This is a genomic window from Williamsia sp., from assembly GCF_016462415.1.
In the GTDB taxonomy this organism is placed as follows: domain Bacteria; phylum Actinomycetota; class Actinomycetes; order Mycobacteriales; family Mycobacteriaceae; genus Williamsia_A.
Genome location: NZ_JAEMTF010000005.1, coordinates 85,284 through 102,379, shown reverse-complemented (window position 1 = coordinate 102,379; position 17,096 = coordinate 85,284). Strand labels below are relative to the sequence as shown.

1 protein-coding gene (only partly in view) is annotated in these 17,096 nt (G+C 72.5%); it reads right to left on the bottom strand.

The window, feature by feature from the left end; all coding sequences use genetic code 11:
* Nucleotides 1-17,096, bottom strand: part of the annotated coding region (locus JHC79_RS02405; protein WP_296388268.1) for a non-ribosomal peptide synthase/polyketide synthase (this coding region is incomplete at its 3' end). The annotated region continues 15,553 nt past the right edge of the window; 17,096 of its 32,649 annotated nt are in view.

Genomic DNA, 17,096 nt, shown 5'->3' with positions numbered 1-17,096 from the left:
CGGGGCGTCGGACACCTCGCCGCGGGCGATCCGCGCCTGCAGAGCGCCCAGCGCGGCGGTGTCGACGGTCAGCCAGTCGACGCCGGCGTCGGTGACGGGCGCGTCGGTGACCGAGATACCCACACGCGCACCGCTGCCGGCGAGGATCCGGCGGATGCGGTCGGCCGGGTGGCGTGGGTCGACGGGTGCGTACGCCGCCCCGGCCTTCGCGATGGCCCACAGCGAGACCTGCACGAGAGCGGTGCGGGGCAGAGCGCTGACGACCACGTCCTCGGGCCCGACGCCGCGCGCGACGAGGTCACGGGCCAGGGCGGAGCTGAGCGAGTCCAGCTCGGCGAACGTCAAAGCGTGATGATCGTCGACCACGGCGATCCCGTCCGGGCGGCGCGACGCCGCACCGGCGAGCAGGTCGGCGAGCAGGATCGGTTCGACCGCAACGGAATCCGGGTGCGGTGTGACGGCGTCCCGTTCGGCGGTGTCGATGATGTCGATGTCGCCGATCGGGATCTCGGGTCGGGTCACCGCGGCATCGAGCACCTCGACGAGCCGACCGGCGAACCGCTGCACGGTCGCGGCGTCGAACAGGTCGGTCGCGTAGACGACGCTGCCGCGCCAGGCCCCCGTCCCGCCGGTGACGATCCCGACGGTCAGGTCGACCTTGGCCGTGGCCACCTCGGTCTCGACGGGCTCGACCGTCAACCCGTCCACGGTCACCGCACCCGCGGCGCCGTCCTCCTCGGCGACGGTCAACACGATCTGGGCCAGCGGCGCGAACGCCTCGGATCGGACGACGTCGAGCCGGTCGACCAGCTCCTCGAACGGGACGTCGGCGTTGCCGAGGGCGTCGAGGTCGACACGGCGGACCTCGTCGAGCACGTCGACGAAGCGGTCGTGCCCCGTCAGCCGGGTGCGCAGGACCAGGGTGTTGACGAACATGCCGACCAGATCGTCGAGCGCGGCGTGTCCGCGACCGGCCACCGCGGTGGACACGACCACGTCGTCGGTGGCGGCCAGGCGGGCGAGCAACGCGGCGAGGGCGGCGTGCACCAGCATGAAGTCGGTGACGCCGCGCCCGCGGGCCACGCGGCTCGCGGCCTGCGCGACCTCGGCCGGGATCGTGAACTCGACGCTCGCACCACGCGACGACGCGACCGGTGGGCGCGGGCGGTCGGTCGGCACCTCGAGCAACGCGGGCACCCCGGCGAGCTGGGTGTCCCAGTACGCGAGCTGCGCACGCACCGCTGCGGCCGCCGGCGCGTCGCCACCGGGGTCGGCGTCGTGACCCAGCGCGCGGTGCTGCCACAGCGCATAGTCGGCGTACTGCAGCCGCAGCGGCTCCCAGGTCGGTGCGTCACCCGCGCTCCGAGCCCGGTAGGCCGCGAGCAGGTCGCGGGCGATGACCGGACCGGATTCGCCGTCCGCGGCGATGTGGTGGACGACCAGCACGAGCAGTGCGGTGTCGGGGCCGGTGACGGCGAGCCGGCCGCGCAGCGGCAGGTCGGTGGTGACGTCGAAACCGAGCGCGGTGACGGCCAACGCCTCCTCGGCGTCGGACACGACGGCCCAGTCGATCTGTGCGACAGCGTCGTCGGCGGCGCGGATGATCTGCCACACGTCGCCGTCCGGGGTCTGCGGGTAGACGGTCCGCAACGTCTCGTGGCGCGCGACGAGGTCCCCGACCGCCGCGGTCAGCGCCGACACGTCGAGCGGTCCGAGCAACCGCAGCGCCACCGGGATGGTGTAGACCGGCAACGACGTGTCGAACGAGTTGATGAACCACATGCGCCGCTGCGCGTTCGACAGCGGGATCCGATCCGGCCGGGTCTGCGCGGTCGGCGTGTCGAGCCGCACGCGGTCGGCGCCGTCCACGCGAGTCGCCAACTGCCGCACCGACGGTGCGGCGAACAGGTCGCGGACGCCGATACCGGTCGAGGTGGCGTCGGCGACGCGCGCGGCGACACGCGTCGCCGACAGCGAGTTCCCGCCGAGGTCGAAGAAGCTGTCGGTCACCGACACCGCGGCCAGACCGAGCACGTCGACGAACACCTGCGCGATCACCGTCTCGGTCGGCGACCCCGGTGCGACGTGCTCGCCGGTGACGACGGGGTCGGGTGCCGGCAGCGCACGGCGGTCGATCTTGCCGGCCGGGCTCAGTGGCATCGCGTCGAGGACCACCCACGCCGTCGGCCGCATGTAGGCGGGCAACGAGCGCGACACCGCGGCCTGCGCCACATCCGCGTCCGGGTCGGAACCGACGAGGTAGGCGACGAGGCGGTCGTCCCCACCGGCGGCCGAGATCACCAGGGCGACCGCCTGACTCACCCCCGGAACGGCGGTGAGCACGGACTCCACCTCGCCGAGCTCGATGCGCTGGCCCCGGATCTTGGCCTGGAAGTCGTTGCGCCCGAGATACTCGAGCTCGCCGTGACGGTTCCATCGGACGCGGTCACCGGTGCGGTACAGACGGGCGCCCGGTCCGTCGGTCGGCGACGGATCGGGGTCGGCGACGAACCGTTCCGCCGTCAGGTCGGGTCGCGAGGAATAGCCCCGCGCGAGCTGGATTCCGCCGAGGTACAACTCCCCCACCACCCCGGGCGGGACCGGACGGAGCCGGTCGTCGAGCACCCGCGTGGTGGTGTTCGCGATCGGGCGCCCGATCGGGACGTCGACGGCGTCGGCGGCGACCTCGTGGTGGGTGACGTCGACCGCGGCCTCGGTCGGTCCGTACAGGTTGTGCAGCTCGGCCGTCGGGACCAGCGTGGTCATCGAGTTCGCGGCGGTGGCCGACAACGCCTCGCCGGAGGTGAACACGGTGCGCAGTGTGGCCAGATCGACCTGGCGGCCACCGCGACGACGCCCGCCCGCGGCCGTCTCGACGAACACCGACAGCATCGACGGCACGAAGTGCAGGGTGCTGACCCGCTCGGCCGCGATCAATCCGACCAGGTACGCCGGATCGCGATGCCCGTCCGGACGGGCGATCACCATCGACGCACCGGTCATCATCGGCCAGAACAACTCCCACACCGACACGTCGAACGTCACCGGCGTCTTGTGCAGGATCACATCCGACGCGTCACGCGGGAACCGGGCCTGCATCCACCGCAAGCGGTTCATGATCGCCGCGTGCGAGACCGTCACACCCTTGGGTCGACCGGTCGAGCCCGATGTGAACAGCGTGTACGCCGCGTCGTGCGGCCGGAGCGGCGCGAGCCGTTCCGAGTCGGAGAGCACCGAGACGTCGCCGGTCGGCGGGTGCGCGCAGTCGATGGCCACGACGTCGCCCGCGTACCGGTCGATCGCACCGGGCACGTCGCCGTGTCGCACGAGAACAAGCGCGACGGCTGCGGATTCGGTCATGTGGTCGACACGCTCGGCCGGGGCGTCGACGTCGATGGGGACGTAGCGACCACCGGCGGCGACGACCGCGTGGACGGCGACGATGAGTTCGACGGACCGATCCATGCAGATGCCCACGCCCACGTCGGGCGCGACGCCGCGGGCGATCAACGACCGGGCCACCGAGGCGACGTGCGCACCGAACTCGCGGTAGGAGACGCGACGGTCGCCGACGACCAGCGCGGTCGCCGACGGGGTCGCGGTGATCTGGCGTGACACCGCGTCGGCGAGGGTCTGTTGTTCCCGGGTCCGGGGGTCGAGGGCCACGATCTGACCGACCGACCACCCTGCGACGGTGCGGCGCTCGTCGTCGGAGGTCAGGTCGATGTCGGCGATGCGACGACGGGGATCGGTGACCCCGGCGCGCAGCAGCGCGACGAAACGGCGGACGACGGCCGCCGCGGTGTCGGGGGCGAAGAGGTCGGTGGCGTAGACGAGGTGACCGGCCAGACCGGTGAGGGCCCCGTCCGCGTCGCGGGCCGCTCCGAGCCCCAGGGTGAGGTCGAAACGTGCTGCGGGCGTACCGGGATCGGCCGGGGTGATGGTCAACCCGGGCAACTCGGTCGCCGGCATGTCCACCGCGGGGTCCGTGCGCTGGTCGAGGGTCAGCATCACCTGGGTGAGCGGGGCGAACGCCTCGGACCGAACCGGCGCCAGGACGTCGACGAGGTGCTCGAACGGCACGTCCGCGGTGGCGAAGGCGTCGAGGTCGCCTGCGCGGGCGACTTCGACGAGCGTGGCGAAGTCGGCGTCGGGATCGACCTCGGTGCGCAGCACGAGCGTGTTGACGAACATGCCGATGAGGCCGTCGAGTTCGGCCCGGCCACGACCGGCCACCGGGGTGCCGATGGCGATGTCGGTGGTCGCCGACAAGCGGGCCAGTACCGCGGCCAGTGCGGCGTGCAGCACCATGAACAATGTCGCGTCGTGGCGGCGGGCGAGGTCGTCGGCGGCCCGCAGCACGTCGTCGGGTACGACGACGTCGACCATCGCACCGCGCAGCGACGCGACCGGCGGGCGCGGGTGGTCGGTGGGCAGGTCGAGCACGTCGGGCAGGCCCGCGAGTCGCGTTCGCCAGAAATCGATCTGGCGACCCAACGCGGACGTGGGGTCGTCGACACCGCCGAGGACCTCCTGCTGCCACAGGGTCACGTCGGCGTACTGCACGGGCAGGTCCGACCACCCGGGCTCGGTGCCCGCTGTGCGGGCGGCGTAGGCGGTGACCAGGTCGCCGACGAGCGGGGCGATCGACTCGCCGTCGGAGGCGATGTGGTGGAGCACCACCACCAGCAGGTGGTCGTCGACTCCGGTCGCGAGCACCCCGGCGCGAATCGGCAGTTCGGTGGTGACGTCGAACGGCCGGGCGGGCAACGCCTCGACGTCGCCCGGGACCCACCAGCGGCTGTCCTCGACCGCACCGGCGGCGAGGATGTGCTGCCGCGCGACGCCGTCGGGATCCGAGGGGAAGATCGTCCGCAACGTCTCGTGGCGACCGATGACGTCGCGCAGGGCCGCACGCAACGCCTCGACGTCGAGGGTCCCGCGCAGCCGCAACGCGAACGGGATGTTGTACGCGGGCGTCGTCGGGTCGTAGACGTTGATGAACCACATGCGCTGCTGCGCGCTCGACAGCGGTATCGCATCGGGCCGCGGTCGTGCGACGAGGGGAACGGTCGCCACCGCGTCGGCCGTGTCGGCGGCGTCGACGCGGGCCGCGAGAGCACGCACCGTCGGCGCGTCGAACAGGTCCCGCAGTCCGACGGCGACCCCGGTCGTCTCACCGACGCGGGCGACGACACGGGTGGCCGACAGGGAGTTGCCGCCGATCTCGAAGAAGTTGTCCGACACCGATACCCGCTCGGCCCCGAGCACGTCGGCGAACACCGTCGCGATCGCGGTCTCCGTCGCCGACGCCGCGGCCACGAAGTCGCCGCCCGCGAAGTCGGGGGCAGGCAGTGCCCGCCTGTCGATCTTGCCCGCCGCGTTGCGCGGGAAGTCGTCGAGGACCACCCAGGTCGTGGGGTGCATGTAGGCGGGCAGTGACCGCGCGACGTGTGCGGCCACCGCGTCGAGGTCGACGGTGCCTGCGAGTTGGCCGGCGAGGTAGCCGACGAGGTGTTCGTCACCGCTGCCCGACGTGGCGATGGTCGCCGCTGCGAGCACGACCCCGGGTGCCGCGGAGAGCACGGTCTCGACCTCGCCGAGTTCGATGCGTTGGCCGCGCAGCTTCACCTGGAAATCGGCGCGCCCCAGGTACTCCAGTTCACCGTCGGTGTTCCAGCGCACGAGGTCGCCGGTGCGGTACAGGCGCGCGCCGCCCGCCGGGGCCCCGGGACCCGGGTCCGGCGTGAACGGGTCGGCGACGAACCGCTCGGCGGTGAGGTCGGGGCGCCCCGCGTAGCCGCGGGCCACCTGCACGCCGCCGAGGTACAGCTCGCCGACGACACCGGGGGGCACCGGCCGCAGTCGGGCGTCGAGCACACGGGTGGTGGTGTTCCATCCGGGACGACCGATGGGGACCGACACCTCGCCGGCGACGACGCGATGGTGCGTGACGTCGACCGCGGCCTCGGTGGGCCCGTACAGGTTGTGCAGCTGCGCGTCCGGCACCAGCGCCCGCATCGCATGCGCGGTGGCGGCGGGCAGCGCCTCGCCGGAGGCGAACACCCGCCGCACCGACGCCAGCGACGCCACGGCGTCCGAGGCGGGTACCCCGGCCACGAACGCCGCCATCATCGACGGGACGAAGTGCAGGGTGGTCACGCCGGCGCGGGCGACGACGTCGGCGAGCCGGCGCGGGTCACGATGCGCGTCGGGACGGGCGATGACCATGGTCGCGCCGGTGATCAACGGCCAGAACAATTCCCACACCGACACGTCGAAGGTCACCGGGGTCTTGAGCAGGACCGCGTCGGAGGCGTCGATCCCGAACTCGCTCTGCATCCACAGCAGCCGGTTGGCGATCGCCGCGTGGGACACCGTGACGCCCTTCGGGCGGCCGGTCGATCCCGAGGTGAACAGCGTGTAGGCCGCGTCGTGGTGGCCACGCGCACCGAGTCGCTCCGAGGCGGCGAGGGGCCGGACCGCGTCGTCGACGGGCTCGTCGGCACCGAAGGTGAGCACCTCGGCGCCGAGGGCGTCGACCGCGGCGGGTGTCGCGTCGGTGGCACAGACCACCAGGACCGCGCGTGACGTTCTCAGCATGTAGCCGATGCGGTCGGCCGGGGCATCGACGTCGAGCGGGACGTACTGCCCGCCTGCCGCGACGACGGCGTGGATCGCCACCACCATCTCGATCGACCGGCTCATCGCCACGCCGACGGCGACATCGGGTCCGACGCCGTGGGCGATCAGGCGTCGCGCCAGGGTCGCGACCCGGGCACCGAACTCGCGGTAGGTCACGACGCGGTCGTCGTATCGCAGGGCGGGAGCATCTGGCGTACGCGCGACCTGGGCGTCGATCCGCCCGGGGACCGATGCGTCTCGGACGGCCTCGTCGTGGGTCCGCAGACCGGCCGACCACCGATCCACCCGCGCGGCCACGGCGGGCGACGACAACGCGAGATCGGACACTCGGGTCGTCGGGTGGTACGCGATCTGCTCGCACAGGGTGACCAGTGCGTCGGCGAACACGTCGATCTGGTCGTCGTCGAAGGCCGCGGGCAGGTATTTGACGGTCAGCGCCATCCGATCACCGTCCGGCACGACGATGAGGCTCAGCGGGTAGTGCGTGGCGTCGGCCGAGCTCACGCCACGGATGTCGAGTCCGGCGGCCCGGGAGCCGTCGCCGACCGCCGCTGCGTCGACCGGGTAGGACTCGAAGACCACCAGGGTGTCGAAGAGAGCGGATTCGCCGGCGGCCGCGGCGATCTCGGCCAGTCCGAGATGGTGGTGATCGAGAACCCGGGCCTTGTCCTGCTGCAGCTGCGCCAGCAGGTCGGCCGGGGTGTGTGCGGGGTCGACGGTGACCGCGACGGGCAGCGTGTTGATGAACAGGCCGATCATCTGTTCCACACCGTCGATCTCGGGTGGCCGACCCGACACGGTCTCGCCGAACACGACGGTGTCGCGACCGGTGATACGGGACAGCAGGATCGCCCAGACCGCCTGCAGCACCGTCGACGTGGTCGCCCCCGCGGCCCGCCCCGCGGCGGTCAGCGCGCCGACCAGGCGCGGGTCGAGGTGCACGCTGCGACCGCGCGGTGGGTGCGCGACATCGGGGCGGGCACCGGCGGCGACGAGGGTCGGGCCGTCGACCGCGGACAGGGCGGTCCGCCACGCCGAGGTCGCCGCCGCGGTGTCCCGCCGCGACAACCAGTCCAGGAACACCGCGAAGTCGGCGCCGTCGGACGGCGGCGCCAGGGCCGTCCCACCGCTGTGCGCGGCGAGGAGATCGGCCAGGACGAGCGGGGCGGACCACCCGTCGAGCAGCAGGTGGTGTGCGGTGATGATCAACGACGCACCGGCCTGCGGTGCGGCCGCCGGGTCAGCGGGATCGGTGATCAGGTGGCGGACCCAGACGAACCGCATCGGTCCCGGGGTCGCGAGGTCGAACCGTCGGCTCAACTCGTCGCGGGCGAGGTCGGCGATCCGGTCGGCGGCATCCGACGGCGAGGGGTCGGCGAGATCGATCTCGCGCCAGTCCGGTTCGACGACAGGGGCGACGACGGTGACCGCGTGACCGGAGTCGGTGCGCACGAACGACGACCGCAGGACACGGTGACGGGCGAGCAGGGTGCGGGCGGCGGCACGCATGCCCGCGGCGTCGACGTCCCCTCCGAACGTGATGGTCGACTGGGTGACGTAGACGTCCGGGGCCACCGTTGCATCGTCACTGCGGCCGCCGGCCGGGTCCTCGTGCAGGCGTGCGCCACCGGAGAGTTCGGCCTGGAAGAACAGACCTTCCTGCAACGGGGTCAGCGGCCACAGGATCGACCCGGGGTGCTCGGCGGTGAGCCGGTCGATCTCGTCCTGCGTCAGCCCGGTCGAGGCGAGGTCGGTCTCGCTGGGCCCGGGGTCCCCGACCGTCGCGAGGTGGGTGACGATCTCGGTCAGGGCGTCGCCCCAGCGCTCCGCGATCGCGGTGACCTGCTCGGTGTCGAGTAGGCCTCGAGGGAAGGCGAACTCGGCGTGCAGTACGCGCCCGGTCGGTCCGGGGACCGCACTGACGGTGACGGTGAGCGCCGCGGTGGCGACCATCGCCCCGGAGATCGACGGCGGCAGGTCGGGTGCATCGGTCACGGGCAGGAGCGCACCGGTGCCGTCGGCCACATCCGCTGCGGCGGCGACGTTGCCGAAGTAGTTGAAGCTCACCGGTGGCAGGGCGTGGTCGCGCAGCGGGGAATCGTGCCGGGCCCGCAGGGGCCCGAACGCGATACCCCGGTCCGGCATCCGCGCCATGGCGTCCTTCACCGATTTCACGGTCGCGGTGATCGGACGGCCCGGACCGGCCGGTACCGCCAGCGGGACGAAGCTGGTGAACCAGCCCACGGTGCCGGACAGGTCGGCGCCGGGCGCGATCTGCTCCTCGCGGCCATGGTTCTCCAGCAGGATCGACACCCGCTCGTCGGCCTCGGCGCCCGAGAGTGCCTGCGCCAGAGCGGCGATCATCGCGGTGTCGGCGCCGGTCCGGTACGCCTGCGGGATCGCGGTCAACACCTGCTCGCCCACCGCGGCGTCGACGTCGACGCCGACGGTGATGACGGTCGACTGCCGGTCGCGGGAACGATCGATCCGCAGCCGGTCGGCGGCCTCGCCGGACGACCCGGCCAGATGCGCCAGCCACAGCGGTGTCTCGTGCTCACGCGTCGAGAGTTCGGCGAGGACATCCGCCCAGCGACGCATCGACGTGCCCGGTGTGGGCAGCGTGATCGTCTCGCCGGCGGCGCGCTGCCATGCCGCGGTGACGAGCCCGGTGATGATCGTCGGCCACGAGACCGCGTCGACGGCGATGTGGTGGATCGCGACGACCAGGCGTCCTGGCGCCCCGGGGGTGGCCGAGCGGACGCCGACCACGGCCACGAGCCGTCCCACCTGCGGATCGAGGCTCGCCAACGCCTCGGCGTGGGCGGCACGGATGTCGGTGGCGGTGTCGGGTCCGGTCGCGTCGGTGATGCGGACGAGGACGTCCTGCGCGGTTCCGTCGCCGGCGACGAGGCGCCACTCGCCGTCGGTGCGGCGCAGCGAGGCGGTCATCATCGCGTGGGTGTCGACGACCGCGGCGACGACGGTCCGCAGGTCGTCGGTGGTGAGATCGGCGGGCAGCGCGAGCACCGCCGACTGGGAGAAATCGGCGTGGTCGGACGGCGAGTCGCTCAGGTCCAGCATCCACCGGATCGACGGTCCGATCGCGACCGGTCCCCGTGCGCCGCCGGGATGTTCGGCGAGAACGGCGGTGACCTCGCGGGCGGCGGCGAGCGCCCGGACGGTGCGGTGCTCGAAGATCATCCGCGGGGTCAGCACGAATCCGGCGGCCCGCAGCAGCGAGGTGAGTCGGATGGACATGATGGAGTCGCCGCCGAGGGCGAAGAACGACTCGGTGACCGACACCCGGTCGACGCCGAGCACGGCGGCGAACACCTCCGCGATCACCCGTTCGTCGGGGGTGGCCGGCGCGACGTACCCGCTCGTCAGGCGTCCGAAGTCCGGCTGCGGCAGCGCCCGGCGGTCGAGCTTGCCCGCACTGCTGCGCGCGATGTCGTCGACCGGCATCCACAGCGACGGCCACATGTACTCCGGCAGAGCCGATTCGACGGCCGCTCGCACCGTCGCGGTGTCGGTCGCGGCCGGGCCTGCGAGGTAGGCGACGAGGTGCTGTGCGCCGCCGGGCGCGGTGACCACCGTGGCGGCCGCGTGCACCACCCCGGGCACCGCGGCCATGACCGACTCGATCTCGCCGAGTTCGATGCGCTGTCCGCGCAGTTTGACCTGGAAGTCGGTGCGTCCGAGGTACTCCAGCTCGCCCGCGGCGTTTCGGCGGACCAGGTCGCCGGTCCGGTAGAGGCGGGTGCCGGGCTCGCCGTCGGCATCGGGTACGAAGCGCTCGGCGGTGAGGTCGGGGCGGGCGGCGTACCCGCGGGCGACCTGGACACCACCGAGGTAGAGCTCGCCGGCGACACCGGTCGGCACCGGGCACAGACGGTCGTCGAGCACCCGCGTGGTGGTGTTCCAGATCGGTCGACCGATCGGCACCACGGCCCCGACGGTGTGCAGGTCGGCGTGGGCGACCTCGACGGCCGCCTCGGTCGGTCCGAACAGATCGTGTAGTCCGGCCCACGGCAGCGCCGCGCGCACACCGCGGGCGACGCCGGCCGGCAGCGCCTCTCCGGAGGCGAACACGTACCGCAGTGCGGTGAGTCGTGCCAGCGCCTCCGGTGCGACGACGTCGAGGAACACCGACAGCATCGACGGCACGAAGTGCACCGAGGTCACCCGCTCGGCGGCGAGTACGTCGGCGAGGTACGCCGGATCGGTGTGCCCGCCCGGCCGGGCGATGTACATGCGTGCGCCGGTGAGCACCGGTGCGAACAGTTCCGGCACCGACACGTCGAACGTGTACGGCGTCTTGAGGATCACCGTGTCGGTGGCGCCGATCGGGAAGGTCGCCAGACCCCATCGCAACCGGTTCATCACCGAGCGGTGCGAGACGGTGACGCCCTTCGGCCGTCCGGTCGAGCCGGAGGTGAACAGGGTGTAGGCCGCGTGGTCGGGACGCAACGGCGCGAGCCGGTCGGCGTCGGTGATCGGGGTCGGGTCGCCCGCGCCGTCCGCGCCGAGGTCGACGGTCAGGACGCGCACGTCGGCGGACGTCGGCGTGTAGGGGTCGTTCCCACCGGCCAGGATGACGCGCACCCCGGCGGTGTCGAGCATGGAGGCGACGCGGTCGGCGGGGGCCTCGGGATCGATGGGGACGTACTGCCCGCCCGCGGTGATGACCGCGTGGACCGCGACGACCATCTCCACCGACCTCGCCATACGGATCCCGACCGCGGTCTCCGGGCCCACACCGGCGGCGATCAACCGTCGGGCCAGCACCGCGGTGTGCGCCGACATCTCGGCGTAGGTCAGCGACCGGTCGGGCGAGACGAGTGCCTGCGCGTCGGGAGTCGACGCGCTCTGTCGGACGAGGGCTTCGGCGATCGTCTCGTCGGGCAGCCCGACGTCGCCGCCGCGGGCGAGTGCGCGCAGGCCGTCGCGTTCGGCGGCCGAGGTCCACTCGATGTCGCCGACGACCGTCGAACCCGCCGACGTCGCCGCGTCCAGGATCCGGAGGAGTCGGTCGGCGAAGCCGGCCACGGTGGACTCGTCGAAGAGATCGGCCGCATAGACGATCTCGGCGTTCCACGCCTGTCCGCGCGGGGTCGTGGCCACGGTGACCGCGAGGTCGAGTCGAGCCGGCGGTGTGCCCGGGTCGAGCAGCTCGATCTGCAGTCCGTCGGTCGTCAGGGTGTCTGTCGCCTGGGCGTTCGGGCCCGAGCCGCCCGCCATCCCGATACCGTGCTCGACCGACAACATGACCTGGCTCAGCGGGGCGAACGCCTCCGAGCGGGTCGGACGCAGCCGCTCCACGAGGTACTCGAACGACACGTCGGGGCGGGCGAACGCGTCGAGGTCGACGGCACGGATGTCGTCGAGCAACCGGTCGAACGGACGGCCCGATTCCACGGTCGCGCGCAGCACCACGGTGTTGACGAACATGCCGACCATCGGGTCGAGGGCGGCCTGTCCCCGACCGGCCATCGGGGTGGCCACGGCGATGTCGGAGCTCGACGACAGGCGGGCGAGCAGCACCGCCAGTGCCGCGTGCACGACCATGAACTCGGTGGCCCCGCGCTCCTGGGCGGTAACGGTGATGCGGGCGGCGAGGTCGGCCGGCAGGTCGAAGCGGATGCGACCGCCGGTCTGCGTCGCCGTGGCCGGCCTGGGGCGGTCGGCGGGCAGCGTCAGCACGTCGGGCAGATCGGCGAGGTGGTCGAGCCAGTAGGCGACCTGGCCACCGAGCACCGACCCCGAATCGTCAGCGGCACCGAGTGTCTCCTGCTGCGCGAGTGCGACATCGGCGAACTGCATCGGCAGCGGGGTGAACTCGGGGGCCACTCCGGCGGTGCGGGCGTGATGGGCGGTGATCAGGTCGGTGATCAACGGCCGCAGCGACTGTCCGTCGACGGCGATGTGGTGCATCGACAGGGCCAGCACGTGGTGATCCGGCCCGACCCGGATCAGTCGGGCCCGGATCGGCAGGTCGACGGACAGGTCGAAGCCGGCGGTGACGAAGGACGTGACGAGGGCCGTCACGTCGGTGTCGGCGACATCGGACACTCCCGCGTCGGCCCACACCAGCATCGACCGCGCGTCATCGAGCGCGTGAACGCGTTGCGCGGCCCGGCCGTTGACCTCAGGGTAGGTGGTGCGCAACACCTCATGGCGTGCCACGACGTCATCGATCGCGTCGCGCAGCGCGGTCGGGTCGAGCCCTCCGCGCAGGCGCAGGATCATCGGGATGTTGTAGGCCGCCGACTCGGGCTCGAACCGGTTGAGGAACCAGATCCGCTGCTGCGCCACCGACAACGGGATGTGCTCGGGACGCACTGTGGGGGCCGACGGGACGGTGGTGGACAGGACGGGCACGTCGGCGATCGGTGCGTTCGACCGGATGCGGCGCACCAGGTCTCGCGCGGTGGGCGCCTCGAACAGGTCGCGGACCCCGACCCGGACACCGAAGGCGTCCGTCGCCCGGGCGGTGACCCGCGTCGCCGACAGCGAGTTGCCGCCGACGGCGAAGAAGTCGTCGGTGGCGCCGAGCGTCTCCGGCGCGACACCCAGCACCTCGGCGATGATCGCGACCGCGGTGCGCTCGTCGTCGTCGGCCGGGACCTCGACGACCTCGTCGACCGCCGTGATCGGTGCGGGCGCGGGCAGTGCGCTCCGGTCGATCTTGCCGACCGCGGTGAGCGGCATGACCGTCAGCACGGTCAACGACGAGGGCACCATGTGCGCGGGGAGAACCGAGGCGACGTGTGCACGCACCTGCGCCACGTCCACCGAATCCGGGTGCGGCACCTCGATGTATCCGGCCAGCGACTCGACGGCGGTGTCCCCCACGCCGACGACCACGGCCCGCCGGACCTGCGGGTGGCCCATGAGCGCCGACTCGATCTCCCCCAGCTCGATCCGCTGACCCCGCAGCTTGACCTGGAAGTCCGACCGGCCCCCGTAGAAGATGTCGCCGGCGCGGCTGCGTCGGACGAGGTCACCCGTGCGATACATCCGCGCTCCGGCCGGCCCGAAGGGGGCGGCGACGAAGCGTTCGGCCGAGAGGTCCGGACGCCCGTGGTAACCCCGGGCCAGCGACGGCCCGCACAGGTACAGCTCGCCGAGGACACCGACGGGCACGGGCCGCAGACGCTCGTCGAGGACGACCGCACCCGTTCCGGGCATCGGCTGCCCCAACGGCACCGCATCATCGGGGTGCAGCGGATCCGACGTGACGCAGATGATGGTCGTCTCGGTGGGGCCGTAGGCGTCGTAGAACGACCGGTCACCCGCCCACCGGCGCATCTCGGCATCGGTGACGGCCTCGCCGCCGGCCAGCAGATGCGTCAACGACACCGCGCCCGGGTCCGGCATCGACGCCGCAACCGACGGCACCAGGAACGCGTGGGTCGCGTCGTGCGCGGTGATCCACTCGGCCAGTTCCTCCCCTCCGACGATGTCGGCGGGGGTGACGACCAGCCTCGCGCCGGCGACATAGGTGCCGAGCACCTCGAGCATCGCGGCGTCGAACGCGGGCGAGCTGATGCCCAGCCAGCGCGCGGACGCATCCGAGTGGTGATGGTCGCGCAGGGTGTACGCGACACCCGCGAGCCCGGTGTGGGTGACCACGACGCCCTTCGGCACTCCCGTGGAGCCCGAGGTGTAGATCATGTAGGCGCCGTTGTGAGCGCGCAGCGGGCGTACCCGCTCGCTGTCGGTGACGGGTTCGGCCGACACCGCGCCGGAGGTGATGCGAGCCCGCATCGCGGCGAGGGCGGTGTCGTCGAGCACCGTCGCCGCTATCCCGACATCGGCGAGCGCGGTGACCCCGGCCCCCACCAGCCCGACGCGGGCGCCGCTGTCGGCGATGACCCGACGGACGCGGTCGGCCGGGTAGCGCGGATCGACGGGGGCGTACACGGCACCGGATTTCGCGACGGCCCAGAGCGCCACCTGGACCAGGGCCGAGCGGCCGATGACGCTGACCACGACATCGTCGGGACCCACCCCGGCCGCGATGAGGTCGCGGGCGAACCCCGAACTGAGGGTGTCGAGTTCGCGGTAGGTCATGGTGCGCGATCCGTCGACGACGGCCACGGAGTCGGGGGTCGCGGCGGCGGCGGCGGAGAACAGGTCGGCCAACAGGAGCGTGGGCGGCGCATCCGGGACGGTCGGGGGCAGCAGCTCCGCGATCTCCCCGGGCCCGAGGATCTGAGCGTCGGCGACGGGGGCGTCGGGGCGGGTCACCAGGGTGTCGAGCAGTCGTACCCACCGGGTCGCGAGGTCGGACACCGACACCGCGTCGAACAGATCGGAGGCGTAGGTGATCGTTCCGCGCCACGGTCCGGGGCTGGTGTCGGTGACCACACCGATGGTCAGATCGACCTTGGCGGTGGCGATCTCGGCCTCGACGGCCTCCGCACTCAGCGACCCGCCGAGGTCGAGTAGACCGGCGTCGGCCTCACCGGTTCCCTCGGCAACCGTGAAGAGCACCTGGACGAGCGGGGCGAATGCCTCCGACCGCACGACGTCGAGTCGGTCCACGAGTTCCTCGAAGGGGACGTCGGCGTGGACGAGCGCGTCGAGATCGGTGCGGCGCACGGTGTCGAGCACGTCGACGAACCGCTCCCCCGTCCTCACCGGCGTGCGCAGGACGACGGTGTTGACGAACATCCCGATGAGGTCGTCGAGTTCGGCGCGACCACGCCCCGCGACGGCCGTCCCGATCACCACGTCGTCGGTCGCGGCGAGACGGGCGAGCAGCACCGCGAGCGCGGCGTGCAGCACCATGAACGTCGTCGCGCCGGACTCGCGCGCCACCTCGGATGCGGCGGTGGCGATCCCGGCCGGGATCTCGAAGTCGACCGTCGCACCCCGCATCGTGGCGACCGCGGGTCGCGGCCTGTCGGTCGGGAGTTCGAGCAACGCGGGCACCCCGGCGAGCTGCTCCGTCCAGTGCGCGAGACCGGCGCTCTCCGAACCGGAGTCGCTCGACGAGTTCTGCTGCCACAGTGCGTAGTCGGCGTACTGCACCGCCAACGGCGTCCAGTCGGGTGCCGATCCGGCGGTCCGGGAACGGTAGGCCCGCACGAGGTCGCGGGCGAGTACCGGCACCGATTCGCCGTCGGCGGCGATGTGGTGGACGGCCATGACGAGGAGCGCGTCGTCGCCGTCGACCGCGAGCCGGGTCCGCACCGGCAGGTCGACGGTCAGGTCGAAACCACGTCGCAGCACGGCCAACGCCTCGTCGGCGGTGGCGCAGACGGCCCAGTCCGGATCCACCGCCCCCGTCTCGGCGTCCTGGATGTGCTGGTGCACCGCGCCGTCGCGGTCCTGGGGGTAGACGGTGCGCAGGATCTCGTGTCGGGCGACGAGGTCGCCGACGGCCGCCCGCAGGGCGTTGACGTCGAGGGCGCCGTTGAGTCGCAGCGCGAACGGGATCGTGTACACCGGTGACGTCGTGTCGTAGGTGTTGATGAACCACATGCGACGTTGCGCGTCGGACAGCGGGATCCGTTCCGGACGTGACCCGGCGATCACGGGGCGGGAATCGACACGGTCGGCCGAGGCCAGTCGGGCCGAGAGCGCACGGACGCTGGGCGCGTCGAAGACCTCCCGCACCCCGACCTCACGGCCCAGGGCGTCGGCGACGCGCGCGGCGACCCGTGTCGCCGAGAGCGAGTTGCCGCCCATGCCGAAGAAGTCGTCGGTGACCGACACCCGATCGACGCCGAGGACCGCGGCGAACACGGCGGCGACGATCTCCTCGACCGCGCCGCTGGGCGGGACGTGGTGCGCTGAGCGGAATTCCGGCGCGGGCAACGCACGGCGGTCGACCTTGCCGGTCACGGTCACCGGCATGGCGTCGAGGGCGATCCACATCGAGGGCCGCATGTAGGCGGGCAGGGTCTCGGTTGCCGCCGCGACGGCAGCCGGGTCGTCGACATCGGGAGTGCCGGTGACGTAGGCGATCAGCTGATCGCTGCCGTCCGGTGCGGCGGCGACGGTGACAGTCACCTCGCGCACGCCGGGTGCGGTGGCGATGGCGGCCTCGATCTCGCCGAGTTCGATCCGCTGACCGCGCAGCTTGACCTGGAAGTCGGTGCGACCCAGGTACTCCAGCTCACCGTCGGCGTTCCACCGGACACGGTCGCCGGTCCGGTAGAGCCGGCGACCGGGCTCGCCGGGAACACGAGGATCGGGAACGAAGCGTTCCGCGGTGAGGTCGGGGCGGGACTCGTACCCGCGGGCGAGCTGCACGCCACCGAGGTACAGCTCGCCGACGACCCCGCGCGGTACCGGGCGCAAGCGGTCGTCGAGGACACGGGTGACGGTGTTGGGGACGGGCCGGCCGATGGGCACGGTCGTCTCCCCGTCGACGACCTCGTGGTGGGTGACGTCGACGGCGGCCTCGGTGGGGCCGTACAGGTTGTGCAGTCGAGCTT